Here is a 25,299-nt window from a genome sequence, read left to right as displayed (position 1 = left end):
AACCAAAATATGATAAATTCGTAAATAAATAGGCATAAAATTATTAAAATAATTATTTTTTTATTGTTTTTTTGATAAAAATTTATATGCAAGCATAATATTTTGTAAAATGTTTGTTAAAAAAGGCGATAATATATATATATTAGCAATACTAACTCAAAATAATTTTATTATGATTAAATTATTACCTATCAAATTTTTTACACTTTTGATGTTTTTTGGAATGTCAAATTTTATCTTAGGCCAAGAGGTTTCTGGAACTGTTTTAGACGACACTTCGCAACCACTTCCTGGAGTTTCTGTTATATTAAAAGGCACCTCGACAGGTACAACAACAGATTTTGATGGAAACTATTCAATTTCTGCAAACAACGGAGATGTACTTGTATTTTCTTATGTTGGCTACGATTCTCAAGAAATCATAGTAAGCGGGAGTACTGTAAATGTAACTATGAAATCTGGAGTTGCTCTCGATCAAATAGTCCTTGTTGGTTCCAGAAATCCAAGCAGAACAGCCATTGAATCTGCAGTTGCTATTGATGTTATTGATGTTACTGAGCTGGCTAATAAAGCACCTCAAACCTCTGTTAACGAGATATTAAATTATGTAGCACCGTCTTTTACGTCTCAAACTCAAACAGTATCTGATGGAACGGATCATATAGATCCTGCCTCTTTAAGGGGATTAGGACCAGATCAAGTATTGGTTTTAATCAATGGAAAAAGAAGACATAATACTGCTTTAATAAATACTAATGGTACAGTTGGAGCTGGTAGTGTTGGTACAGATATGAATGCAATTCCTACGGCTTCAATACAAAGAATTGAAGTATTACGTGATGGAGCTGCAGCACAATATGGGTCTGATGCTATTGCTGGTGTTATAAACATTGTCCTCAAGGAAGCTACGGGAAAATTAGATTTAACCATTACTTCTGGAGCTAATTTTAGTGAAAATTCAAATCAATTTGAAGGTGGAAGCGATGGAGAAAAATTTAAACTTGATGCAAACTATGGCGTCCCTTTAGGTGACAAAGGGGGTTTTATTAATTTTACAGGAACTTTATCTACAAGAGAACCTGCACTTAGAAATAAAGATTATGCAGGTGATATATTTAGAGGCTTCCATGGAGCAGAAAGAGAATTTGCGGCTAGTGGTGGTAATGTTGCAAATATGACACTTTTTGATTATCAAGCTGCTGCTGCTGATATTTCATATTTAGATACGACGATTAAAGCTCAAATAGCAGGGTTAGATTTAAACCAACAAACAGATATAGATACATTTAGAGGGCTTTTAGATTTTGATGCAGATGAAGCTGAGCTAGCAGAAAGGGGTCAAACAAGAGAAGATTATAGATTTAAAGTAGGAACTTCTAAATTAAGAGAAGGAAAGTTTTTCTTTAATTCAAGTATTCCTGTTAGTGAAAATGCTGAACTATACTCATTTGGAGGAGTATCTTATCGAAGCGGTTTAGCTTCTGGGTTTTATAGAAGACCAGCTCAAGGTGATGGTAGAGCAAATACACCAGCATTTCCTAATGGGTTTTTGCCAAGTATTGGTAGTGATATTGTAGATAAATCTTTATCTGTTGGTATTAAAGGAAAAGTAAACGAACATTGGGATGTAGATTTTTCTAACACTTATGGAGAAAACACATTTGCATTTACTGTTGGTAACTCTAGTAATGGTACTTTAGGGACAGGTACTCAAAGATCTTTTGATGCTGGATTAATTGGGTTTTCTCAAAACACAACAAATTTAGATGCAACCCGTTTTTATGATGATATTTTTGAAGGATTTAATGTTGCAATTGGCGCTGAATATAAAGTAGAAAACTATTTTATTGAAGAAGGAGAACTTAACTCATATGCCAGTTATGATATTAATGGAGATATAGTTACAGCATCAACAACTGATGATTTGCTAGTTAGAAATAATTTTACAGGAGCTCCATTAGGTGGAGGTGCTCAAGTTTTTAGAGGCTTTGACCCGAATAACGCAACTGATAAAACAAGAAACAGTATTGCTGCTTATGTTGATTTAGAAGCAGATTTTACAGAAAGCTTTCTAGTAAGTTTAGCTGCACGTTATGAAAATTTCTCGGATTTTGGAGGGACAATTAATGCTAAGTTAGCAGCACGTTATAAGATTACTGATAATTTAAATATTAGATCGGCTGTTAATACTGGTTTTAGAGCACCATCACTACATCAACAATTTTTTAGTAGAACAAGTACTATTTTTCAAAATAATGTACCATTAGAACAAGGGACGTTTACTAACGATAGCAGATTAGCAGACTTATTAGATATTGATGAATTAAAGGAAGAAACATCTACAAGCTTTAGTTTAGGTTTGACGGGTAAAATACCAGATGCAAATTTAACATTTAGTATAGATGGTTATTTAATTAATATTGACGATCGTATTGTTTATAGCGGAAGTTTTGGTCCAGGTTCAAACCCTGAAGTTCAGGCTATCTTTGATGCAGCAGGAGCAACTTCAGCTCGTTTCTTTGTGAATGCGATAGATACAAGTACTAAAGGGTTAGATATAGTAATAAGTCATAAAGCAAACTTAAATGATGAGTTGAGGTTAACATCAGACTTGGCTGCAAATTTCACCGAAACAGAAGTCGATGCATTAAATGTTCCTGCTGATGTTGCTGCTGCTGGGCAAACAGGTAATTTCTTTGATGCTCAAGAAGAAGCATTTTTAACACTTGCAATTCCTAGAACTAAAGCAAGTTTATCAAATAACTTATCATATAAAAGCTGGAATTTTTTATTGAGAAATACTTTCTTTGGAGAAGTGGAAGACCCAGATGATTTTGCAGATACTCCAAGAGTAGACCAACATACTGTTTCGGCAGATGCTGTATATGGTAGTAAATTAGTTACAGATTTAACAGTGTCTTATGAGCTTAGTGAGGATATCAATATTTCTATTGGAGCAAATAACTTATTTGATGTTTACCCTGATGAGAATAGACCAGGTGGAACGTCTGGAGATCAGTTTGTATATTCTAGAAGAACATCTCAATTTGGTTATTCAGGTAGATATTTGTTTGCAAGAATGAATTTTAAATTATAAAGCTTACCTATATAAATGAGTCACCCTAAAACAGGATAATAGTTTACAATAAAAATAAATTAGACCAGAGCATTAATTTGTTCTGGTTTTTTTGTTGTGTATAATGTTAGGTGTCTTCTTGCTAAAACTCAAGCTTTTTTCTTCTAGAAGAACATCTCTTTGGGTTTAGTGGTAGGTATGGTTTTGCTAGGTTAACTTTTAAGTTGAAGTAGAACATTTAATTAAATACAATAACCAAAACCCCGCAACAATTGTTACGGGGTTTTTCGCTATTAACCAATCCTTAATAATCCAATAAAAAGGATTTTTTTTACACAACTTTAAGTTGTGGCTTTAATTTAATTTTTCTCAATAGTGATTGGATCTAAAACAACCGAATCTTCTCTTGGTACCGTTCTGCTTTTAAATAGCCACATTTTAAATTTGGTAATTAAAAAGAATAAAATCGGTACTACTATAAGAGTTAAAAAGGTTGCGATAAATAATCCGTAAATAACAGTCCAAGCTAATGGCCCCCAGAAAATAACATTATCACCTCCTACATATATGTTTGCATCAAACTCGCTAAACAGCGTAAAGAAGTTAATATTCAAACCAGTTGCTAAAGGAATTAAACCTAAAATGGTTGTAATGGCTGTTAATAAAACTGGACGTAAACGTGCTTTTCCACCTTTAACTATTGCTTCAATTAAATCGGTTGTTTTTAGATATTGATCGTCTTCTAAATTCTCTTTAACCTTTTTACGGTCTATAAGCAATTGTGTATAGTCTAAAAGTACCACGCCATTATTTACTACAATTCCTGCGAGGGATATAATTCCCATCATGGTCATCATAATAACAAAAGCACTTCCAGTAGCAACAATGCCACCAAACACACCTATTAAACTCAAAAAGATAGCCAGCATGATAATTCCTGGTTTAGAAACGGAATTAAATTGAAATATTAGAATGAAGAATATTAACCCTAGACCAGTAAAAAATGCACCCATTAAAAAAGCCATCTGTTTTTCTTGTTCCTCAATTTGACCTGTATAATCGATTTTTACTGTATCTGGTTTTTCAGTGAAGGCTTGCATTTCGTTTTTTATTACAGAAACTATGGCGCCTGCATCTGTGTATCCTGGTGCTAGTGCAGAATATAATGTTACGACACGCTCTACATCTTTATGTTTAATAGCACTAAAGCCCGAATTATTATTTTGTTTGGCAACAGAAGAAACAGGGATTTCTTTTATTTGACCAGAAGCCATGTCTCTAAATGTGATTTTTTGATTAAAAAGAGCACTGGTATTATATCTGTTTTCTTCATTAAACCGTACATAAATATCATAGTCCTCGCCGTCTTCTTTATAAATACCTGCTTTTGCTCCAAAAATTGCATTGCGTAATTGTTGTCCAACTTGCCCAGAACTTGTTCCAAGCTCTCCTGCCTTTTTTCTATCTACCAAAACTTGCATTGAAGGTTTGGATTTATTCACATCAATTTTAAGCTCATCAATTCCTTGAATGTTTTTAGAATTGATAAAATCACGCATTTTTTCTGCGGTTGCGATTAATTCAGAATAATTTTTACCTTCCAATTCTACATTTATTGGATAACCCGCAGGTGGACCAACAGCATCTTTTTCAACAGAAATAGAAACGCCAGGATAAATGCCTTGTAAAGCTTCTTGAACTTGTTTTAATAGGTCATTACTATCTGCGCCTTTTCTAAATTTATATTCCCGCATTGTTGCAGTAATTTTTGCTCTATGAGGCATTTCTGCAGCAGAACCACCATCGGTTTGTGGATTTCCAGCACCCTCACCAACTTGTGATACGGCACTTTCTGTTAAGAAATTAAAGCCATCTTCAACATAGGATGCATTATTAATAATACCGTAAACACGTTGTTCAATTTCTTTAGTTATGGCATTGGTCTTTTTTATATCGGTTCCTTCGGGATACTCGATGTAAACAATAATTTGATTTGGTGTGTTATCTGGAAAAAACTCAACTTTTGTACGCTTGTTTTCTACGGAAGCTCCAAACCCCATGAATGCAATAATTAACAATAAAAAAGTACCAACAGTAATTAAAACTGGTCTTCTTCCTTTTAAAGCTGTGCGTAGCATTCTTTCATAAAAACGCTCCCAGCGTGGTAAAATTTTGTTTTGAAAACCATTAGCCCATTTTCTTAAGAATAATCGATACACCCAAAGCATGATTGCAACTACAATCATTAAAGTGCCTAAACCTCTATAGGCGCCACCAAAAAATGCAATTAGTAATCCAATGGATGCTACAATTGCTGTAATTTTAATAATACTATGAAGTGGCATATCCTTGTCTTCTGTGGTCATAAACTGAGACACCATTACTGAATTAAAGAAAATAGCAACAAAAAGTGATGAGCCTAAAACGACTGATAATGTAACTGGAAAATAAATCATGAATTGCCCCATTAAACCAGGCCATAAACCTAAGGGAATAAAAGCGGCAACTGTTGTAGCCGTAGAAATTATAATAGGGAATGCAATTTCTCCAATTCCTTTTTTGGCAGCTTGAATTCTAGTCATGCCTTCTTCTTCCATTAAGCGGTAGACATTTTCAACAACAACAATTCCGTTATCAACTAACATCCCGAGACCCATGATAAGACCAAAAAGTATCATAGTATTCATGGTGTAGCCCAAGGTATTTAAGATCATTAAAGACATAAACATTGACATAGGAATGGCGAATCCAACAAATAAAGCATTTTTAAAGCCCAAGAAGAACATCAATACGGTAACTACTAGAATGATACCAAAGATGATATTGTTAACTAAATCGTCTACCTGACCAATAGTTTTTGAAGATTGGTCGTTAGAAATAGTAACTTTTAAATCTTTAGGAAAAACATTTTCAATAGCGTCATCAACAATAATTTTAATTTGTTCTGCGGCGGCAACCATGTTTTTACCTGAGCGTTTTTTAACATCTAACATCACTACAGGTTCACCAAATTCTCTTGCATAGGTGGTTTTATCTTCGTCTTTAAAAGATACTTTAGCAATATCATTTAAATAAATGGCATTACCATTTTCAGCTTTTACAACAAAAGTTTCAAGTTCTTTGGGGTCTTCAATTTCTCCAATAATTCTAATGGTGCGACGTTGCCCACTTGAGATTAAATTTCCAGCAGACATGGTCATGTTTTCGTTATTAATGGCATTAATAACGTCATTAAAACTTACCTGAGCTGCCATCATTTTATAGATGTCTACAGCTACTTCTACTTCTTTATCTTGAGCGCCTCGAATATCTACCTGTTTTATTTCTTGAAGGCTTTCTATTTCATCTTCTAAATATTCGCCATATTCTTTTAACTTATCTACGGGGTAGTCTCCAGAAATATTAATATTGAGTATTGGGATTTCTTCAGACATACTCAAGTCGAAAATTGTGGGATCTACTTTGGCGCCATTAAACGTAGGCCAATCTTCACCAGAAGTTTCAGAATCGACCTCATCTTTCACCTTTTGCTTTGCAGCTTCAACTGTTATACCCTCGTCAAATTCAACAACAATAATTGAATAATCTTCCTGCGAAGTCGAAGTTATCTCAACAACATTGCTTACTGTTTTTAGTTTATCCTCAATAGGATCTGTAATTAGTTTTTCAATATCCTCTGCAGTATTTCCAGGGTATACAGAGCTTATGTAAATTTTTGTTTCTTTTATTTCTGGGAAATTTTCTCTAGCCATACTGAAATATGCTCCAGCACCTAAGAAAAGGATAAGAGCGATTAAAACATACATGGTTGTTTTATTGTTGATTGCCCATGATGATAACCCAAACTCTTTATCTACTTTTTTCTTCTTTTTGTCTTTTGTCATGATTGATTGTTTTTTTGTCATTCCCGCTAAAGCAGGAATCCACTTTTTTATGTTTTGATTAATAGATTCCTGTCTGCGCAGGAATGACAAGGCTATTTAATTTCAATAATTTTAACATCTTGACCATCTTTTACGCTACGAGCTCCTTCGTCAATAATTTCATTACCGTTTACTAGACCAGAAAGTACTTCAATATTATCACCTTGTGTTTTTCCAGTTTCAATTATAACTCGTTTTGCTTTTGCTACATCATTATTTTTATCTGTAACAGCATAGACATACTGTTCGCCTTTGGCGTTTTCAGAAATAATGCTTTGGGGAATTAAAATAGCTTTATCGCTCGTATAGTCATTAATTTTAAGCTTAGCAGTAAGGTTAGGTTTTATTGACTCGTTTTTATTTGGAATAGGGACTTGTATTTTAAATGTTCTATTCGCAGGATTTATAAAATCGCCTACTTGACTCACTTTTGTAGTAATGGTTTTTCCAAGTACAGAAAACTCTGCATCTACTGTTTTTCCTTCTTTAATTGAAGAAATATAGCTTTCTGGCACATCTGTTTCAATGTACATGTCCTTTAAGTTTACAATTCTGAAAAGTGCTGATTGTCCTGGAGCAACCACACTTCCTTGATCGGTAATTATGTCATCAATAGTTCCCGAAAATGGTGCGCGTACTATTGTTTTTGCAAGTTGTTTTGCTAATTGATTTGTCGCTTGTAGTTGGGCTTCATAGTTAGCTTTTGTTTGCAAGTATTGGATTTCGCTTCCAATTTTTTGATTCCATAAGCGTTCTTGACGTTCAAATGTCGTTTTGGCTAATTCCGTTTGAATTTTTAACTGTGCCAATTGCTGACCTAAACCACCATCATCAATTGTAGCAAGTTTTTGCCCTTTACTTACTTGTTGTCCTTCTTTAACATATATTTGTTTTAAAAGGCCACCATACTCGGCATTTATTACCACATTTTGTTTTGTTGTAACATTACCTTGAAGTTCTACAAAGTGATTAAAAATGGCTTCTTCAGCTTTAAAAGTTGTAATAAGAGGTATTTTTTGTTGTGGGTCTAACTTTTTTATTTCAGATTCCAGTTGTTTGAGTTCTGCAATTAGTATTTGCTGTTGCTCGTCTAAAGATGCTTTCTTGGCTCTTATTTGTTCAAGGTTTTGTGTAGCAATAATATCTTCTACAGATTTTTTATTGTCACCTCCGCAGGCACTTAATAAAACGGTTATAATTAGTAAGGAATATATATTTTTCATTTTCTGATTGATTTTTAATTTATAGTATTTAATACAGTTTCTAAGGCAGCTTTTTTGTTAATAACATCTAGCATGGCTTGTAGATATTCTTGCTGTGAACTATATAATTGTGTTTGTGCTTGTCTTAAATCGAAACTACTTGCTATCCCTTCAAAAAATTTGGTTTGATTTTTTTGCTCGATGCGTTCTGCCAGACTTAAGTTTTGTTTTTTGTTTTCGTATTCTTCGATTGAAAATTGGTAATCACTTTTGGCAGAGGTGATTTCTAATTGTAACTGTTGTTTGGTTTCGTTTAAATCTTCAATAGATTTTTCAAGATTAATTTTTGCGCGTTGAGTTGCGGCTTGCTTACCAGAAAAATTAAATATTGGAATTTTAAGGCTTACTCCAAATGATGATGTGGGAACCCATGGTTGCTCATTTTCTAAAAACCTAAATTTTTCGTTATATCCTATATAATTAGCATTTATAAAGGTGTTAAGCGTTGGTAAAAACTTGCTTCTTTCAAGTTTTACGAGTAACTCTTTTGATTTTTTATCATTTTGGGCAATTCTATAGTCTATATTGTTTTCTATACTTTCATCTGCTTGAAGCAATCCTAATACAATATTTTCTTTGGTAAGGTTTTCAAGGTTATCTGTTAATGTCAATTTAACATCAATGGGTAAACCAATGGTTATATTTAACATTTGGTAACCAATAGTTTTTAGGCGCTTGGTATTATTTAAATTACTCTTAACGCTTGATAAGGTAATTTGGAGTTGTTCAACATTTTCTTCTTCGCCTAATCCGTTTTCGTAAATCTTGGAAGTTTCGTCTAAGTTTTTACTTAATACAGCAACATTGCGCTCTAAAATATTTACAGATTCTTCAGCGAGTAAAACATTACCATAGGCATTAATAACAGCTTTTCTAACTTCTAAATCTGTTTTTTCTTTTGCGTTTTTTGAAATCTCTAAGAATACTTTTGCAGATTGTAGCCCAACTATATAGGAACCATCAAATAGAAGTTGTGTTGCTTGAATACCAGCAATAATCGATTGTTTTGCACCAAAGTCGGTAATGCCATTTCCGTCAAAATCTACGGCACCAAATTGTCTTTCAATATTATTTTGATAGTCAATACTACCGCTAATTTGAGGAAGACCTATAGTGGTGGTTTCCCATTTTTGTTTTTCAGCAGACAAAATATCTAAACTTGCCTTTTTTGCTGTTCTATTATGCTCTAAAGCATAATTTATTGCTTCATCTAAAGAGAAACTTTTTATGCCTTCTTGCGAATGCATTATAAAAGCTTGAAGTAAGCCTAATATAATTAGATACCGTTTCATTTTGTTTATGATTGTTTATGATTGATTATAAATTTGTTAAGTGTTTCTAAGCCTTTTGGGGTGCAGATACCGCGTAAGTGATATTCTAAATAATTATTCATTAACACATTAATTGAAAACTGCTTGAGTGGAAATAAGTCTTTATCCTTAATAGCTATCATACCATAGAAGTAAATTCTAGCTATAAATTCTACGCTTATTGTATCGCGATACAACCCGAGTTGAATACCTCGTTTAAGATTATTGGTTACGCAAGTTTGCATAACCTGAAACTGTTTGTTTTTTAAGGTGTTAAAAATTTGTGGGTAATATTTTTGTAATTGATATTGAGGAGAAGATTTTTCGTCTTTTAAATGCTCCATTACAAATTGTTTTATACTGTAAATTTCTTCTATTGGGTTTTTTTCTAAAGCGCAAATACAGTCTATTCCATGAGAAATAGATTTAAATAAGTTGAGTGTGGTTGCCTCGACTAGTTTTGTTTTATTATCAAAATGTTGGTAAATGGTTTTTTTTGATACACCTAAAGAATTAGCAATATCGTCCATTGTCACACTTTTAAACCCATAGTTTAAAAACAAATCTGTTGCTCCTATTAAAATTTTATCTCTCATAATATCATGCAAAAATACGACAGGAAACTTTAAAAACTCAAAAAGTTTCCAAAGTTTTAATATTTATTTAACATATCCTGTCTTTTAAAGCTTCAAATTGTGATGAATTAATTTATTTTTGTTTCATGCTTACAATAGAAAAATATCAAAAGGAATTTGTTACTTATTTAGAAAGTTATTCAGTTTCAAAAGAGCCATACAATCTATACAACCCAATTCAATATATATTAAGCTTAGGCGGGAAACGATTACGACCTGTGTTAACATTAATGGCCGCAGAAATTTTTAATTGTGATTATAAAAAGGCATTAGATGCTGCCTTGAGTATAGAAGTTTTTCATAATTTTTCGTTGGTACATGACGATATAATGGATGATGCCCCGCTTAGAAGAGGTAAACAAACGGTACATGAAAAATGGGATGTGAATACGGGAATTCTCTCTGGAGATGCTATGTTAATAATGGCTTATCAACTTTTTGAAAATTATGATACTAGTACCTTTCAAGCTTTAGCAAAACTATTTAGTAAAACCGCTTTGGAAGTTTGTGAAGGGCAGCAGTATGATGTGGATTTTGAGACTAGAAACGATGTTACAATTCTAGAATATTTAAAAATGATAGAATATAAAACCGCAGTTTTAGTTGGTGCAGCAATGAAAATGGGGGCTATTGTAGCGAATACTTCACAAGAGGATCAGAACAATATTTATGCATTTGGGAAAAATCTAGGAATTGCATTTCAATTACAAGATGATTATTTGGATGCTTTCGGAGACCCTAAAACGTTTGGAAAACAAGTAGGAGGCGATATTATTGAAAATAAAAAAACATATTTATATTTAAAAGCATTGGAGTTTTCAAATGAAACTGATAAGCTTGAGTTGAGTCAACTTTTCAATTCAAATCCAGAGGACGTAGCAACCAAAATTAATGTGGTAAAGCAATTTTTTGAATCAACAGGATCTGCTGATGCCACCAAACAAGCTATTCAAGAATATACTAATAAGGCATTTTTAGGTTTAGAATCTTTGAATATTTCTGAAGACAAAAAAGAACTGTTGAAAACATTTGGTAATAGTTTAATGAATAGAACGGTTTAAATAATTAATCTTTTTTCATTTCTGCGAAGGCAGAAATCTATCTTATGCAATTACCAAAAACTTTTGAAAGTTTAATTGAAGAGGCAAATCAATTAGATTTATATAGAAAATTAATTCTTCAGCTTAATAAAGATTTTCTTTTAGCAAATATTGATTTAGATTTTCATGAAGATATTTTATCTACCAGCTTAAAGCTTTTACTACATGAAACTGTTTATAAACTCATACAGGAAAAATTCATGGAGTATCTTAACTTGCTTTATATTATTGATGTACCTGAAAAACAAGTGAAAGCTTTGGATGGAGATGATGTTGTTAAGATATCAGAAGCCGTTACATTTTTAATACTAAAACGTGAATGGCAAAAAGTCTGGTATAGAAATAAATATTCTTAAAAATCTTTCTTTTTCGATTTAAAGATAATTCTTAATACTGGCAGAGTCACCCATAATATTAAGTGCTTCTAGAAAGGAAATTCCTTTTTACCTAAAAATAAAACCGAACAAAAGGCAGCCAAGGATCTATATAAATACTCTTATCATTATCATAAAGAACATCATATCTTATTCCAAAAGTAACATTACCATTTCTATATCCAGCTCCTAAGAATAAAGCAGGAACCCAATAATTTTCATCTGGAAAATTTAAGTTCACATCGTATCGTCTATTCACATTAAGTTCTTCAAACTCTGCCGAAAGTTGAATTTCAGGAATAACATTAACTAGTCCAAGAAGACTACCTCCTAAAATAGTAGATTTATAAACTCGTTTTTGATTGTTTATTGTGCCGTTTAATCCAATGCCTAGTGCAAATACATCATCAAACTCATAAATTGCGCTTGGGGCAAGTGTGCCACTAAAGAATCCATCTCCAAAATTTAGTCCTATGCCGCCTCCATAACGTACATGACTCCAAAATTCACTTTTAACTTCTTGTGCATTAAGCAAATTTACAGTGAAAACAAAAATGCTAATAAAGCATGCGATTTTGTTAAAAAACTTCATTGAAATTAAGGATTTTTAAAATTTTAACAGCAAACAAAAGTTGTTTACTAAATAACGATTATCTGTTTATAAATATAGTAAAACAAACATCTAATTTTGGTAAAAGTTGTATTTTTGGAGAATATTTTGACTAAGCCTAACGGTATTATATATAATAATGGATAAATTTTCATTTTTAAACGCAGCACATACAGCTTATTTTGCTGATTTATACGATCAATATGTACAAAATCCAGATTCTGTAGAACCGAGTTGGAGAGCCTTTTTTCAAGGGTACGATTTTGGAAGCGAAAACTATGGGTTAGATGGAGAGATTATAGAAGGTGTTTCTACTCAAATTCCAGAGCATGTTCAAAAAGAATTCCAAGTTGTTAAACTTATTGATGGCTATAGAATGCGTGGGCATTTGTTTACAAAAACCAACCCTGTTAGAGAACGTAGAAGTTATTTTCCAACTTTAGGTTTAGAAAATTTTGGACTTTCAGATCAGGATTTAAATACCGTTTTTAATGCTGGCGAAACTCTAGGTATTGGAGCAAAGACTTTAAGAGAAATTGTAGTTCATTTAGAAAATATTTATTGTAGTTCTATAGGGGTAGAGTATATGTATTTGCGTAACCCAGAGGTTATTAAATGGTGGCAAGACCAACTAAATAAGAACGATAATCAACCTAATTATTCTCCTGAAACTAAAAAGTACATTCTTTCAAAATTAAATCAAGCGGTTACTTTTGAAAACTTTTTGCAAACAAAATATGTTGGTCAAAAACGTTTTTCACTTGAAGGAGGAGAGTCGTTAATACCAGCTATTAGTAATGTGCTTTTTTATTCTGTTGAAAGGTATGGTGTTAAAGAATGTGTTTTAGGAATGGCACATCGAGGACGATTAAGCACACTCGTTAATATTTTTAGAAAGCCAGTAAATGAACTTTTTAGTGAATTTGATGGTAAAGATTTTGAAGACGAAAGCATCGATGGAGATGTGAAGTATCATTTAGGTTTGACTTTAGATAAAACCTATCAAAACGGAAAAAACATCAAAATGAATTTGGTTCCAAATCCATCTCATTTAGAGACCGTTGCTCCTGTGGCCGAAGGCATTACACGAGCAAAAATTGATACCGATTATGATGGAGACGATTCTAAAATTTTACCAATAATTGTACATGGAGATGCAGCAATTGCTGGACAGGGTATTGTTTATGAAGTAGCCCAAATGAGTAGGTTAAATGGCTACAAAACAGGAGGAACCATACATATAGTGGTTAATAACCAAATAGGCTTTACTACCAACTATTTAGATGCACGTTCAAGTACCTATTGTACCGATGTTGCTAAGGTAACCTTATCACCAGTTTTACATGTTAACGCAGATGACGCTGAAGCTGTTGTACATGCTGTTGAAATGGCTTTGGAGTATAGAATGCGTTATAAAAAAGATGTGTATATTGATTTGTTAGGGTATAGAAAATATGGACATAATGAAGGTGATGAACCTCGTTTTACACAACCTAAACTTTACAAGAACATAGCAAAACATGATAATCCATTCAAAATATATTCAGACAAACTAATTTCTGAAAAAACAATAGATAAAGCATATTTAGATAAAATTGTAGCTGATTTTAGAGACACATTAGAACGCGAATATGAGAAGTCTAAAAAAGCAGAATCCTCAAAAGTTAGAGAGTTCATGCAAGAACGATGGACAGATTTTGAGCGTAGAGGAATAAAAGAAATGCTTGAAACGGTAAACACCTCTTTTCCAAAGGATAAATTGGAAAAGATTTCTAATGTTGTTTCAACAGTTCCAGAAGGAGTTAAGTTTTTACGCAAAGCGGAAAGAATTCTCCAAGGACGGAAAAAGATGGTATTTGAAACAGATACTCTCGATTGGGGAATGGCAGAGACATTGGCTTATGGAAGTTTAATGATAGAAGGCTTTAATGTTAGAATTTCTGGGCAAGATGTAGAGCGTGGTACATTTAGTCATCGACATGCTATTTTGCGAGATGAAATTTCAGAAGAACGTATTAATCTTTTAAACACAAACCCAGAGAATAAAGGGAAAATGGATATTTACAATTCCTTTTTGTCCGAGTATGGTGTATTAGGGTTTGATTATGGTTATGCAATGGCAAATCCCAACACGCTTACTGTTTGGGAAGCACAATTTGGTGATTTTAGTAACGGTGCACAAATTATTTTCGATCAGTATTTATCGGCCGCTGAAGACAAGTGGAAATCACAAAATGGTATTGTAGTATTACTTCCACATGGTTATGAAGGACAGGGATCAGAGCACTCATCAGCGAGAATGGAACGTTATTTACAGCTCTGCGGAGAAGATAATATGATAGTTGCAGATTGTACAACACCTGCGAACTTTTTTCATTTATTGCGTCGTCAAATGAAACGCGATTTCAGAAAACCACTTATAGTGTTCACTCCTAAAAGTTTATTGCGCCACCCTAAAGCGGTTTCGTCAATAAACGAATTAGCAACTGGAGAATTTCAAGAAGTTATCGACGATACTATAGATAAAAGTCAAGTTAAGAAATTAGTTTTGTGTACAGGTAAATTTTATTATGATTTATTAGCCGCAAGAGAATCTTTAAAAAGAGAAGATGTCGCATTGGTTAGAGTGGAACAGTTATTTCCTCTTCATTTAGATAAAATTCAAAAAATAATTGATTCCTATCCAAATGTAGAAAAATATGTTTGGGCACAAGAGGAGCCAAAGAACATGGGAGCGTGGAGTCACATGGTACAACGAATGGATTTAGTGAAATTAGAAGTTTGTTCAAGGTCGTACAATTCTGTTCCAGCACCAGGCTCAAGTACAAGAGATAAAAGAAGACAGCAGCGTGTTATTAATGATGTTTTCGATATAGAATAAAAATTAAGAGATAATTAAAATTATAAAGAATGATTTTAGAAATGAAAGTGCCTTCGCCAGGTGAGTCTATTACAGAAGTAGAAATAGCTACATGGTTAGTCGAAGATGGTGATTATGTTGAAAAAGATCAAGCCATTGCAGAAGTAGATAGTGATAAAGCAACACTAGAATTGCCTGCAGAAGTAAGTGGGATTATAACACTTAAAGCAGAAGAAGGTGATGCTGTAGCAGTTGGAGCAGTAGTTTGCTTAATAGATACAGATGGTGAAAAACCTGAAGGAAATGAATCTCCCAAGGCAGAAGAAAAAGTTGAAGCCACAAGCGTAGATACTTCAAAAGTAACAGCTACAGAAGCTAAGACTTATGCTACTGGTAGCGCTAGTCCTGCTGCAAAAAAGATACTAGCTGAAAAAGGTATGGATGTTAGTTCTGTATCGGGCACTGGAAAAGATGGAAGAATTACCAAGGATGATGCAGTAAATGCAGTACCATCTATGGGAACACCAACAGGAGGTAGTCGTGGTACTTCAAGAAGTAAAATGTCTATGTTACGTCGTAAAGTTGCAGAACGATTAGTCGAGGCGAAAAACACAACGGCGATGTTAACTACCTTTAATGAGGTTGATATGTCTCCTATTTTTGCATTACGTTCAGAATATAAGGAAACCTTCAAAACAAAACATGGAGTAGGACTAGGGTTTATGAGTTTCTTTACTTTGGCAGTTGTTAGAGCTTTAAAAATGTATCCAGCTGTAAATTCTATGATTGATGGTAAAGAAATGATATCATATGATTTCTGTGATATTAGTATAGCTGTTTCTGGACCTAAAGGGCTTATGGTACCAGTAATGCGAAATGTAGAAAACCTAAGCTTTAGAGGTGTAGAGTCTGAAGTAAAACGACTAGCTATTCGTGCTCGAGACGGACAAATTACTGTTGATGAAATGACAGGAGGAACCTTTACAATATCAAATGGTGGTGTTTTTGGAAGTATGTTATCTACACCAATAATTAACCCACCACAAAGTGGTATATTAGGAATGCACAATATTGTTGAGCGTCCTGTTGCCATAGATGGAAAGGTGGAAATTCGACCAATAATGTATGTGGCGTTATCTTATGATCACAGAATAATAGATGGAAAAGAAAGTGTCGGGTTTTTAGTTGCAGTAAAAGAAGCTTTAGAAAACCCAGTAGAATTGCTAATGAACAATGACATTAAAAAAGCTCTAGAGCTATAAAAACACAAGATTTATAAATTCAAAAAAGGGGGTTTTCTGTTTACAGAAAACCCCTTTTTTAACTAACTAAATACTATAAAAAATTACTAATAATATTGATTGAGATTATTGTAACAATTAATATAACCATACCAATAATAACAATCTTTTCTAAAGAGTTACTTTTTTTATTCATGAGATATTAAGAATGATAGTTTGGGGTTTGGGGTTCATAACTTGCATTTAGGAAAACTCTGTGCCATTACAGCACAGAGTCTTATTAAAAATTCTTCTCTCAATAAAGAATTATTAATAGCAGGATAAAGGTATGTTGCATTGGTGTAAAAAAAAATACGCACTAGTGCGTATTTTCAATAAGGGTGTCAAGTGTTAAAAAAACGAAAGCTCTAAATCATAATAATTTAGAGCCTTCTATAATTCTCCCTAAGAACTAATTAATAGCACTGTAAAGATAAGTAAGAAGGATGGTTAAAAAAATACGCATAAGTGCGTATTTTTAAAGAAAATCTTTATTTAAGTTTGCCCAAACCGAAAGTGAGTTAGGTTTATTTTCTAAATGTAGCTTGCCAACAATATGACTCCTATGTTTATGTATGGTTTTAATAGATACAGAAAGGATATCGGCAATTTCTTGGCTGGTTTTATTTTCGGAAATGAGCGTTAAAATTTTCAATTCAGATTTAGTCAACGAATCTAAAACTTCAGGCTTTTGTTCTAAATTACTTTTGTTGAGGTAAGATGTAATTTCTTTACTAAAATATGGTTTGTTATTTACAACTTGAGTAATACAAGTTTCAATTTCTTCAACAGCAAACTCTTTTAAAATATAACCATAAACTCCAAAAGTTTTTGCTTGATCATAAAGCACTTCTTCTTTATCGAATGTTATCAATATAATTTTAGTTTTCAATTCATTTTTCTGGCATGCTTCAGCAATTTCTAACCCTGTCATATATGGCATTCTAATGTCTAGAATAGCTATTTGAGGCTTAAGTTTAACAATGAGACTATAAGCAAGTTTCCCATCTTCTGCACTTCCTAAAATATTGAACCCTTTTGATGTCAAAAAATCGGTAAGGCCACGAAGCATAAGCGGATGGTCATCCGCAATAACAATTGATGTATTCATTAATTTTTAGAGATAATCGCTATTAATAATTACCTTAAATTAGGATCGATAAGGTTTTGTAATTTTAAATATAGATATTTCTTTTCATAATCTATAACAGCTTTTGCTTTTTTTAAAATATCGGCTCCTATAATGCCATCAACGGGTTTAGAATTATGATTTATAAGCGCAGTGTTTACATGTGTTAAGTTAAATAACACCAAAGCAATCTTGTTATGTTTCCATTTGCCAATCTTTACTTTATTTTTTTTTGCCATTTTAGTATCCATATCTGTTGCACCTGCACCTGCAGCCTTAATAATGGAATCTTCGGCATTTAATTTAAAAGTATTAATGGCTTCAAAACCCACGCACGAACTAGATGCGCCTGTATCTAAAATAAAAAGACCTTTTACACCATTAATAGTAGCTTTAATTTCAAAATGATTTGTTTTGGTAAGATGGAGTTTTACCTTGGTATAGTTTTTATTTAGAAGAAATTCTTGAAGCGTGTCCATACTATTTCGGTTTAAGCAAATATAATCATGTAAAAACAATTATTTTTACAACATGATAATTACCGATACGCACACACATTTATATAGTGAAGCTTTTGATGAAGATAGAGAGATTATAATTAATAGAGCTATTGAAAAAGGAGTTTCAAGATTTTTTATTCCAGCTATAGATTCGACTTATACAGAATCTATGCTTCAATTAGAAAATGATTATCCTGAAAATATGTTTTTAATGATGGGTTTACACCCCACCCATGTTAAAGACAATTATATGGATGAATTAAATCATGTTGAAAACATGCTTACAAAGCATAAATTTTATGCCATTGGTGAAATTGGTATCGATTTGTATTGGGATAGGTCAACGCTTGAAATTCAGAAAAAAGCATTTAAAACGCAAATTCAGTTGGCAAAAAAATATAAATTACCAATTGCTATTCATTGTAGAGAAGCTTTTGATGAAATTTTTGAAGTATTGGAAACAGAGAAAAGCGATAATTTATTTGGCATTTTTCATTGTTTTACAGGAACTTTAGAGCAAGCGCACAAAGCTATTTCTTATAATATGAAATTAGGAATTGGAGGAGTAGCTACTTTTAAAAATGGAAAGATTGATAAATTTTTGAATCATATAGACCTAAAACATATTGTTTTAGAGACCGACTCACCCTATTTATCCCCAGTACCATATCGCGGAAAACGTAATGAAAGTTCTTATATAATAAATGTATTAGAAAAATTAGCATCAATATATAATATGTCTGTAGTAGATATCGCGAGTATTACAACCAACAATTCTAAAGACGTTTTTAATGTGTAATTAATGGCAAATTCAAAACCAACAATATTATTAATTTATACAGGAGGCACCATAGGCATGGTTAAAGATTTTAATACGGGAGCCCTTAAAGCTTTTAATTTTAAAAATCTACTCAAGAAAATACCAGAATTAAACTTAATCGATTGCAATATAGATACCGTTTCATTTAAAACACCTATAGATTCTAGCAACATGAACCCTAAGTATTGGATAGAAATTGCAAAAATTATAGAAAGTAATTACGATGAGTTTGATGGTTTTGTCGTGCTTCATGGAAGCGATACAATGAGTTACACATCTTCGGCGTTAAGTTTTATGTTGGAAAATTTAGCAAAGCCTGTTGTGTTTACAGGCTCGCAATTACCTATAGGAGATTTAAGAACCGATGCTAAGGAAAACTTAATTACTTCAATTCAAGTAGCGGCTTTACAATATAGAAATGCACCTGTGATTAGAGAGGTGTGTTTGTATTTTGAATATAAATTATACAGAGCCAATAGAACTACAAAAATTAATGCAGAACATTTTGAGGCATTTACGTCTCCAAATTATCCAGATTTGGCAGAATCTGGGGTGCATTTAAAAGTAAATAAAGAATATTTGTTACAAGCTAATAAAAGAAAAGCATTAAAGGTTGGTTATAGTTTTGATGAAAATGTAGCCATTGTAAAACTCTTTCCTGGTATTTCAAAATCGCTTTTGAGCAGTATTTTGAATACGCCAAATTTAAAAGGCGTTGTTTTAGAAACTTATGGCGCTGGAAATTGTACTACAGAAAAATGGTTTATAGATTTATTAAAAGAAGCTATTTCTAATAATATCCATATTATAAATGTTACGCAATGTTCTGGCGGAAGAGTCATTATGGGGCATTATGATACCAGTAGCGAACTAAAAAAGATGGGAGTTATTTCAGGAAAAGATTTGACTACAGAAGCTGCAATAACAAAACTAATGTATTTGCTAGGAGGGAATATTTTAGTTAAAACCTTCAAAACCACGTTCGAAAGTCCTTTAAGAGGAGAAATGTCTTAAAATTAACGACTAAAGTTTTATCATTCAAAGAATTTTTTGTTATTTGAGCCTCCATAAAATTTTAAGCTTTTAAAATAAAGAGAGGTGGCCGAGTGGTCGAAGGCGCACGCCTGGAAAGTGTGTATACCTCAAAAGGGTATCGAGGGTTCGAATCCCTTCCTCTCTGCTGATATTTTTATTTTTTAATTGCTTTTTTTTTATATCTTTAACACTTTAACTAATAAAATTAAGATCGAGAACATGAAAAGATTATTTTCTATCCTTGCCATTTCAGGAATGATGGCTTTCGGAACTACTGTTAATGCAACTACAAGTGCAAACACAAGTACAGCGGTAATAACTGTGGCTAGTACAACACAAGACGATGCAGCTCCTGCTGAAGAAGAAGCGAGTTTCCATCAAGATTTAAAGAAACGATTTATTGAAGGTGGTCCAGGCTTTATGGGGATTGTATTGTTATGTCTTATTTTAGGACTAGCTATTGCTATCGAAAGAATTATCTTTTTAAACCTTTCTACTACAAATACAAAAAAATTATCTCAAGAAGTTGAAGATGCTTTATCTTCAGGTGGTGTTGAAGCTGCAAAAGAAGTTTGTAGAAACACAAAAGGACCTATTGCCTCCATATACTATCAAGGTTTAGATAGAACAGACGAAGGTCTTGAAGCTGCTGAAAAAGCTGTTGTGGCTTACGGTGGTGTTCAAATGGGACAACTAGAGAAAAATGTATCTTGGATTTCGTTATTTATTGCATTAGCACCTATGTTAGGTTTCATGGGTACGGTAATTGGTATGATTCAAGCTTTCGATAAAATTGAAGCTGCTGGAGATATGAATCCTTCTTTAGTTGCAGGTGGTATTAAAGTAGCACTTTTAACTACAGTATTTGGTTTAATTGTGGCGATTATACTTCAAATTTTTTACAACTATATTATTGCTAAAATTGATAGCATTGTTAACAGTATGGAGGATGCTTCTATTACGTTAATGGATTTATTGATTAGACAAAAGAAGTAATAACTAAAACATAAACTATTATGCACAAAATATTTAAAATAGTGGCTTTTGTTTTAGCTATCGCTGGCATTGTGTTTACAGCAATGTTAGCATCTGGTAACGAGAGTCAAATAGGCAGCGTATTATTTATTGCCTATATTACATTAGCAATAGTTTTAGTGTCTGTTCTACTATTTACTATACTTAATTTATTTTCAGACGCTGCAACGCTTAAAAGCACTCTTAAAGGAGTAGGCTCTTTTGCATTGCTAGCTATAATATGCTACTTTTTAGCTACTGGTGTAGAAACACCTTTAAAAGAAGGAGGAACATTATCTGCAGGTGGATCTAAGTTAATTGGAGCAGGACTTTACTTATTCTATGCACTTATTTTTATTGCTGGAGGTACTATGTTGTTCTCTGGAATTAAAAAAATGATAAAATAATATGGCAAAACGAGCAGCACCAGAAGTTAATGCAGGCTCAATGGCCGACATTGCCTTCTTATTACTGATATTTTTCTTGGTAACTACAACCATTCCAAAGAATTCAGGTATCAATCGTAAGCTTCCTCCAATGGAAGAATCTGATGAGGACGTTATCATCAAGCAAAAAAACATTTTTACCATTTTAATAAATGGTAAGGATCAATTGCTTGTTGAAGATGAACTTATGGAACTTAAAAATTTAAGAAAAGCTGCAACCGAGTTTTTAGATAATGGTGGTGATGGCAGTTGTAACTATTGTCAAGGTGGAAAAGATCCAGCATCTTCAGATAACCCAGATAAAGCCATTATATCTTTAAAGAATGATCGTGAAACATCTTATGCGGTTTATATTGCAGTTCAAAATGAAATTGTTGCAGCTTATAATGTTTTAAGGAACAGAAGAGCACTTCAAGTTGGTTCGCAAAAAGGATTTCCAGGGATGGATTTTATAAAAATGCAAGAGAACTATAAAGACGTTCGCTGGACTGGGAATAAGGAAAAGCTTAAAGAGGTTATTGACCAAATTAAGTTAGAAATTCCTCAGAAATTCTCTGAAGTTATAGAATAATTTAGAATTAAATAAAAAGTAATTATGTCTAAATTTAAGAAGAAAAAAGATGGAGGATTAGCTCCTATAAACACAGCATCATTGCCAGATATTGTATTCATGTTATTATTCTTTTTTATGGTAGCTACCGAAATGAGGTTAGATACACTTATGATTAAGAATACTTTACCTAATGCAGATCAAATTGAAAAGTTAGAAAAAAAGAATCCTGTTAGTTTCATCTTTATAGGAAAGCCCAGTTCTGGTTATGAAAAATATGGAACTGAAGCAAGAATACAGCTTAATGATAAGTTTGCCGAGGTTAAAGATATAGCATCGTTTATTAATGAAGAAAGAGCTCTCCTTAGGGAAGAACTTATTCCTTTTTTAACGGTGGCTCTTAAAGTTGATAAAGAAGCTAATATGGGAATTGTTGGTGATGTGAAACAAGAACTTAGAAAAGTTAATGCGTTAAAGATTAACTATATGGTGGCTCCAGGGGATGTAAGTAATAATTTGAAATAATTTATCTTAATAAAATTTGTTAATAGATTAAGGCATTCGTTTAGAATGCCTTTTTTTATAAATAAACACTTAATATCAAAGTATTAACAGTTGAAAAAACTATTAATTTTAGTAGGAACTTTTTTTTATTCGATGCTTGTGTGTGCTCAAGAATTTTCTAATAAAGTTGAAGATTCTTTATATCGCGAGGATCAGTTTTACATAGGTGTTACATATAATTTATTAGGTAAAAAACCTATGAATCTTTCTCAAACAGGATTTTCAAGTGGTTTTCATTTAGGCTTTATTAGAGATATGCCTATTAATAAAAAAAGAAATGTTGCCTTTGGAATAGGTCTTGGAATTTCCTCAAACTCGTATAATCAGAATTTACTTATCGACAAGGACAATTTAGCAAATAGTACTTATACCATTTTAGATGATAATGGTACGTTTACAAAAAATAAATTTTCCACACATTTAATCGAACTTCCTTTTGAATTTAGATGGCGAACTTCTACACCTACAGAATATAATTTTTGGCGAATTTATACTGGATTTAAAGTTGGATATATGTTTACGCATACCACTAAATACAAAGGTGATTTAGGTTCGATTAAACATAGTAACATTTCCGAATTTAATGATTTTCAATACGGATTAACCTTAAGTGTTGGTTATAATACTTGGAATATAAATATCTACTACGGTTTAAATCCAATTTTTTCAAGTGACTCCCTTTTAGAAGGCAATCAATTGGATATGAATGCTGTTAAGATAGGCTTGATGTTTTATATTTTATAACCAATAGTTAACTAATAGTAGCTGGGGTGTCAGTCCAATAAAAACACCAATTATTAATTCTTTATTCGTGTGAGCTTTTAAATGAAGCCTCGAAGTCGCTACACCACCAATTATAATAGCCATTAAAGCCAACGTACCATTTATATTGATGCTAAAATGAATACTTAGGGCGATAAAAAACATAAATAAACCAGATACAGCCATCATGTGTATACTAGCTTTAAACTTTAAAACAGCTAGGATTAGACACGCTAGCGTAGATATTAAAACACCAACAAAAAAATAGTAAAGTTCAATAATTTGCGTTGGTGTTAAAATACGCTGCAATACAATAAGAATAACACCGAAATTTAAAGTTAGAGGAAAAATACGTTCTCTAGCAGACTCCAAATAAATTGATTTAACTTTCCCTAAAGTCTTAAGTAAGAAGTATAATAGAATAGGTAAAATTACAGTCAATATAAAGAGTGACACTAATTTGGCTTGAATAATTTCTGGAGGGATATAACGTGGGGATTTAGCAAAATAAAAAAGAACACCAAATATTGGCATTAGTAATGGATGAAAAATAAACGAGATACTTCTTAAAATTTTATCCATTATATTTTTTTACGTAGACGCGCAACAGGAATGTCTAGTTGTTCTCTATATTTCGCTACAGTTCTTCGTGCTATTGGATATCCTTTTTCTTTTAAAATTTTAGCTAAAGTTTCATCTGTTAAAGGTTTTCTTTTGTTTTCTTCTTCAATAACGGTTTCAAGAATTTTTTTAATTTCTCTTGTTGAAACATCTTCACCTTGATCATTTTTCATTGATTCCGAGAAAAATTCTTTAATCAATTTAGTGCCGTAGGGTGTGTCTACGTACTTACTATTTGCAACTCGAGATACTGTAGAAACATCCATGGAAATTTCATCTGCAACGTCTTTAAGAATCATAGGTTTTAAGTTGCGCTCGTCACCTGTTAGAAAATACTCCTTTTGATAATGCATAATTGCACTCATGGTAACAAATAACGTCTGTTGGCGTTGTTTTATGGCTTCTATAAACCATTTTGCAGCATCTAATTTTTGCTTTATAAATATAACAGCATCTTTTTGAGATTTCGATTTATCTTTAGATTCTTTATACCCTTTTAACATGTTGTTGTACTCTCTAGAAACATGCAATTCTGGAGCATTTCGTCCATTAAGTGTAAGTTCTAATTCGCCATCAACAATTTTAATAGCAAAATCTGGCACTACATGTTCTACAATTCGATTGTTTCCAGAATAGGAACCTCCTGGTTTCGGATTTAGATGTTCAATTTCAGAAATGGCATCCTTCAATTGCATTTCAGAAATATCAAATTTTTGAAGTAGTTTTTTGTAATGTTTCTTTGTGAATTGGTCGAAAGCGTTATCAATTATATCAATAGCAAGCTCAATATCAGGCGATTTTTCTTTTCGGTGAAGTTGAATACTCAAACATTCTTGTAAATTTCTTGCTCCAACTCCAGCTGGATCTAGTTGGTGTACAATACGTAAAACATATTGAATTTTATCTTCGGTAGTATATACATTTTGAGTAAAAGCTAAATCGTCCATGATGTCTGAAAGTGAACGACGAATGTATCCGCTTTCATCAACACTTCCAACTAAGAATTCTGCAATTTCACGCTCTTTCTCGCTTAATCTATACGTATTAAGTTGATTGACTAAATGTTGAGTGAAAGATGTACCAGCGGCATAAGGCATTGTTTTTTCGTCATCATCGCTACTATAGTTATTTACTTGTGTGCGATAATCTGGAACCTCATCATCACTTAAATAATCATCAACGTTTATATCGCCTGCTTCAATAGTCTCGTTGTCGTTATAATCGTCAACAGTATTATCTAAGTCTGAATCATATTCACTATCATTTTCTTCTTTACCACCTTCTAAAGCAGGATTTTCCTCAAGTTCTTGTTTTAATCTTTGTTCAAAAGCTTGTGTGGGCAACTGTATCAATTTCATCAATTGAATTTGTTGCGGTGATAATTTTTGCGATAATTTGAACTGTAAATATTGCTTAAGCATATTGTGA

General features: G+C 32.6%; 21 protein-coding genes and 1 tRNA gene. 13 read left to right on the top strand and 9 right to left on the bottom strand.

Annotation, left to right across the window (positions count from 1 at the left end; all coding sequences use genetic code 11):
- The first annotated feature begins 172 nt into the window (after window positions 1-172).
- Window positions 173-3,097: a TonB-dependent receptor gene (locus tag Q0739_RS05210; RefSeq protein WP_298237644.1), complete on the top strand. Its 2,925-nt coding sequence runs from the start codon at window positions 173-175 to the stop codon at window positions 3,095-3,097.
- 338 nt (window positions 3,098-3,435) lie between these two features.
- Here Q0739_RS05210 and Q0739_RS05205 read toward each other — a convergent pair whose 3' ends face one another.
- From Q0739_RS05205 to Q0739_RS05190, 4 genes are all read right to left on the bottom strand, one after another.
- Window positions 3,436-6,960, bottom strand: coding sequence for an efflux RND transporter permease subunit (locus Q0739_RS05205; protein WP_298237643.1), 3,525 nt, complete (start codon window positions 6,958-6,960; stop codon window positions 3,436-3,438).
- A gap of 92 nt (window positions 6,961-7,052) precedes the next feature.
- Entirely contained in the window at window positions 7,053-8,222 is a 1,170-nt protein-coding gene (locus Q0739_RS05200) for an efflux RND transporter periplasmic adaptor subunit (RefSeq protein ID WP_298237642.1), read from the bottom strand.
- A 14-nt stretch (window positions 8,223-8,236) separates the two neighbouring features.
- Window positions 8,237-9,553 (bottom strand): TolC family protein, encoded by a 1,317-nt coding sequence (locus Q0739_RS05195; RefSeq protein ID WP_298237641.1) that lies wholly within the window; start codon window positions 9,551-9,553, stop codon window positions 8,237-8,239.
- A gap of 5 nt (window positions 9,554-9,558) precedes the next feature.
- Window positions 9,559-10,167: a TetR/AcrR family transcriptional regulator gene (locus Q0739_RS05190; protein WP_298237640.1), complete on the bottom strand. Its 609-nt coding sequence runs from the start codon at window positions 10,165-10,167 to the stop codon at window positions 9,559-9,561.
- A 125-nt stretch (window positions 10,168-10,292) separates the two neighbouring features.
- Here Q0739_RS05190 and Q0739_RS05185 point away from each other — a divergent pair, with 125 nt between their 5' ends.
- On the top strand, window positions 10,293-11,267 hold the full coding sequence (locus tag Q0739_RS05185) for a polyprenyl synthetase family protein (RefSeq protein ID WP_298237639.1): 975 nt from the start codon (window positions 10,293-10,295) through the stop codon (window positions 11,265-11,267).
- 44 nt (window positions 11,268-11,311) lie between these two features.
- The gene (locus Q0739_RS05180) at window positions 11,312-11,662 is read left to right on the top strand and encodes a hypothetical protein (RefSeq protein ID WP_298237638.1); all 351 of its coding nucleotides are present in this window, start codon (window positions 11,312-11,314) and stop codon (window positions 11,660-11,662) included.
- Between the two features lie 91 nt (window positions 11,663-11,753).
- Here the strand turns inward: Q0739_RS05180 and Q0739_RS05175 are convergent, their stop codons facing one another.
- The gene (locus Q0739_RS05175; RefSeq protein WP_298237637.1) at window positions 11,754-12,272 is read right to left on the bottom strand and encodes an alpha-ketoglutarate decarboxylase; all 519 of its coding nucleotides are present in this window, start codon (window positions 12,270-12,272) and stop codon (window positions 11,754-11,756) included.
- Window positions 12,273-12,429: 157 nt separating this feature from the next.
- On the opposite strand from Q0739_RS05175, the gene Q0739_RS05170 reads away from it, so the two are divergent.
- Window positions 12,430-15,171 (top strand): 2-oxoglutarate dehydrogenase E1 component, encoded by a 2,742-nt coding sequence (locus tag Q0739_RS05170; RefSeq protein WP_298237636.1) that lies wholly within the window; start codon window positions 12,430-12,432, stop codon window positions 15,169-15,171.
- A 29-nt stretch (window positions 15,172-15,200) separates the two neighbouring features.
- Entirely contained in the window at window positions 15,201-16,412 is a 1,212-nt protein-coding gene (gene odhB, locus Q0739_RS05165; protein WP_298237635.1) for a 2-oxoglutarate dehydrogenase complex dihydrolipoyllysine-residue succinyltransferase, read from the top strand.
- A 496-nt stretch (window positions 16,413-16,908) separates the two neighbouring features.
- Here the strand turns inward: odhB and Q0739_RS05160 are convergent, their stop codons facing one another.
- Window positions 16,909-17,541, bottom strand: a complete 633-nt coding sequence (locus Q0739_RS05160; protein WP_298237634.1) for a response regulator transcription factor — start codon at window positions 17,539-17,541, stop codon at window positions 16,909-16,911.
- A gap of 29 nt (window positions 17,542-17,570) precedes the next feature.
- Window positions 17,571-18,038: a retropepsin-like aspartic protease gene (locus Q0739_RS05155; protein ID WP_298237633.1), complete on the bottom strand. Its 468-nt coding sequence runs from the start codon at window positions 18,036-18,038 to the stop codon at window positions 17,571-17,573.
- Between the two features lie 52 nt (window positions 18,039-18,090).
- On the opposite strand from Q0739_RS05155, the gene Q0739_RS05150 reads away from it, so the two are divergent.
- The 8 genes from Q0739_RS05150 (at window position 18,091) to Q0739_RS05115 (ending at window position 23,232) form a co-directional block, all read left to right on the top strand.
- A complete protein-coding gene (locus Q0739_RS05150; RefSeq protein ID WP_298237632.1) occupies window positions 18,091-18,858 on the top strand; it encodes a TatD family hydrolase in 768 nt (255 codons plus the stop codon).
- 3 nt (window positions 18,859-18,861) lie between these two features.
- Entirely contained in the window at window positions 18,862-19,893 is a 1,032-nt protein-coding gene (locus tag Q0739_RS05145) for an asparaginase (RefSeq protein ID WP_298237631.1), read from the top strand.
- Between the two features lie 78 nt (window positions 19,894-19,971).
- A tRNA-Ser gene (locus Q0739_RS05140) sits at window positions 19,972-20,059 on the top strand.
- Window positions 20,060-20,133: 74 nt separating this feature from the next.
- A complete protein-coding gene (locus Q0739_RS05135; RefSeq protein WP_298237630.1) occupies window positions 20,134-20,910 on the top strand; it encodes a MotA/TolQ/ExbB proton channel family protein in 777 nt (258 codons plus the stop codon).
- 20 nt (window positions 20,911-20,930) lie between these two features.
- A complete protein-coding gene (locus Q0739_RS05130; RefSeq protein ID WP_298237629.1) occupies window positions 20,931-21,335 on the top strand; it encodes a hypothetical protein in 405 nt (134 codons plus the stop codon).
- Between the two features lies 1 nt (window position 21,336).
- The gene (locus Q0739_RS05125) at window positions 21,337-21,945 is read left to right on the top strand and encodes a biopolymer transporter ExbD (protein ID WP_298237628.1); all 609 of its coding nucleotides are present in this window, start codon (window positions 21,337-21,339) and stop codon (window positions 21,943-21,945) included.
- 24 nt (window positions 21,946-21,969) lie between these two features.
- On the top strand, window positions 21,970-22,449 hold the full coding sequence (locus tag Q0739_RS05120) for a biopolymer transporter ExbD (RefSeq protein ID WP_298237627.1): 480 nt from the start codon (window positions 21,970-21,972) through the stop codon (window positions 22,447-22,449).
- Between the two features lie 90 nt (window positions 22,450-22,539).
- Complete coding sequence (locus tag Q0739_RS05115) at window positions 22,540-23,232, top strand: porin family protein (protein ID WP_298237626.1); 693 nt, start codon at window positions 22,540-22,542, stop codon at window positions 23,230-23,232.
- On the opposite strand, the gene Q0739_RS05110 is transcribed toward Q0739_RS05115, so the two are convergent.
- Window positions 23,227-23,832 carry a hypothetical protein gene (locus Q0739_RS05110; protein WP_298237625.1) on the bottom strand — a complete coding sequence of 202 codons (606 nt, stop codon included), beginning with the start codon at window positions 23,830-23,832 and terminating at the stop codon, window positions 23,227-23,229. The two genes, Q0739_RS05115 and Q0739_RS05110, sit on opposite strands and share 6 nt — an antisense overlap.
- The gene (rpoN, locus tag Q0739_RS05105) at window positions 23,832-25,292 is read right to left on the bottom strand and encodes an RNA polymerase factor sigma-54 (protein ID WP_298237624.1); all 1,461 of its coding nucleotides are present in this window, start codon (window positions 25,290-25,292) and stop codon (window positions 23,832-23,834) included. Before rpoN ends, Q0739_RS05110 begins: the two co-directional genes overlap by 1 nt.
- Window positions 25,293-25,299 lie beyond the last annotated feature (7 nt).

It is taken from the genome of uncultured Algibacter sp. (assembly GCF_947487605.1).
In the GTDB taxonomy this organism is placed as follows: Bacteria; Bacteroidota; Bacteroidia; order Flavobacteriales; family Flavobacteriaceae; genus Algibacter_D.
The sequence above is the reverse complement of the archived record's forward strand: the minus strand, read 5'-3'. Positions and strand labels throughout refer to the sequence as shown.

Bases quoted from the DNA above. Each gene is read 5' to 3' on its own strand.
- Q0739_RS05210 (WP_298237644.1), top strand. From the start codon at position 173: ATGATTAAATTATTACCTATCAAATTTTTTACACTTTTGATGTTTTTT.
- Q0739_RS05205 (WP_298237643.1), bottom strand. From the start codon at position 6,960: ATGACAAAAGACAAAAAGAAGAAAAAAGTAGATAAAGAGTTTGGGTTA.
- Q0739_RS05200 (WP_298237642.1), bottom strand. From the start codon at position 8,222: ATGAAAAATATATATTCCTTACTAATTATAACCGTTTTATTAAGTGCC.
- Q0739_RS05195 (WP_298237641.1), bottom strand. From the start codon at position 9,553: ATGAAACGGTATCTAATTATATTAGGCTTACTTCAAGCTTTTATAATG.
- Q0739_RS05190 (WP_298237640.1), bottom strand. From the start codon at position 10,167: ATGAGAGATAAAATTTTAATAGGAGCAACAGATTTGTTTTTAAACTAT.
- Q0739_RS05185 (WP_298237639.1), top strand. From the start codon at position 10,293: ATGCTTACAATAGAAAAATATCAAAAGGAATTTGTTACTTATTTAGAA.
- Q0739_RS05180 (WP_298237638.1), top strand. From the start codon at position 11,312: ATGCAATTACCAAAAACTTTTGAAAGTTTAATTGAAGAGGCAAATCAA.
- Q0739_RS05175 (WP_298237637.1), bottom strand. From the start codon at position 12,272: ATGAAGTTTTTTAACAAAATCGCATGCTTTATTAGCATTTTTGTTTTC.
- Q0739_RS05170 (WP_298237636.1), top strand. From the start codon at position 12,430: ATGGATAAATTTTCATTTTTAAACGCAGCACATACAGCTTATTTTGCT.
- odhB (WP_298237635.1), top strand. From the start codon at position 15,201: ATGATTTTAGAAATGAAAGTGCCTTCGCCAGGTGAGTCTATTACAGAA.
- Q0739_RS05160 (WP_298237634.1), bottom strand. From the start codon at position 17,541: ATGAATACATCAATTGTTATTGCGGATGACCATCCGCTTATGCTTCGT.
- Q0739_RS05155 (WP_298237633.1), bottom strand. From the start codon at position 18,038: ATGGACACGCTTCAAGAATTTCTTCTAAATAAAAACTATACCAAGGTA.
- Q0739_RS05150 (WP_298237632.1), top strand. From the start codon at position 18,091: ATGATAATTACCGATACGCACACACATTTATATAGTGAAGCTTTTGAT.
- Q0739_RS05145 (WP_298237631.1), top strand. From the start codon at position 18,862: ATGGCAAATTCAAAACCAACAATATTATTAATTTATACAGGAGGCACC.
- Q0739_RS05135 (WP_298237630.1), top strand. From the start codon at position 20,134: ATGAAAAGATTATTTTCTATCCTTGCCATTTCAGGAATGATGGCTTTC.
- Q0739_RS05130 (WP_298237629.1), top strand. From the start codon at position 20,931: ATGCACAAAATATTTAAAATAGTGGCTTTTGTTTTAGCTATCGCTGGC.
- Q0739_RS05125 (WP_298237628.1), top strand. From the start codon at position 21,337: ATGGCAAAACGAGCAGCACCAGAAGTTAATGCAGGCTCAATGGCCGAC.
- Q0739_RS05120 (WP_298237627.1), top strand. From the start codon at position 21,970: ATGTCTAAATTTAAGAAGAAAAAAGATGGAGGATTAGCTCCTATAAAC.
- Q0739_RS05110 (WP_298237625.1), bottom strand. From the start codon at position 23,832: ATGGATAAAATTTTAAGAAGTATCTCGTTTATTTTTCATCCATTACTA.
- rpoN (WP_298237624.1), bottom strand. From the start codon at position 25,292: ATGCTTAAGCAATATTTACAGTTCAAATTATCGCAAAAATTATCACCG.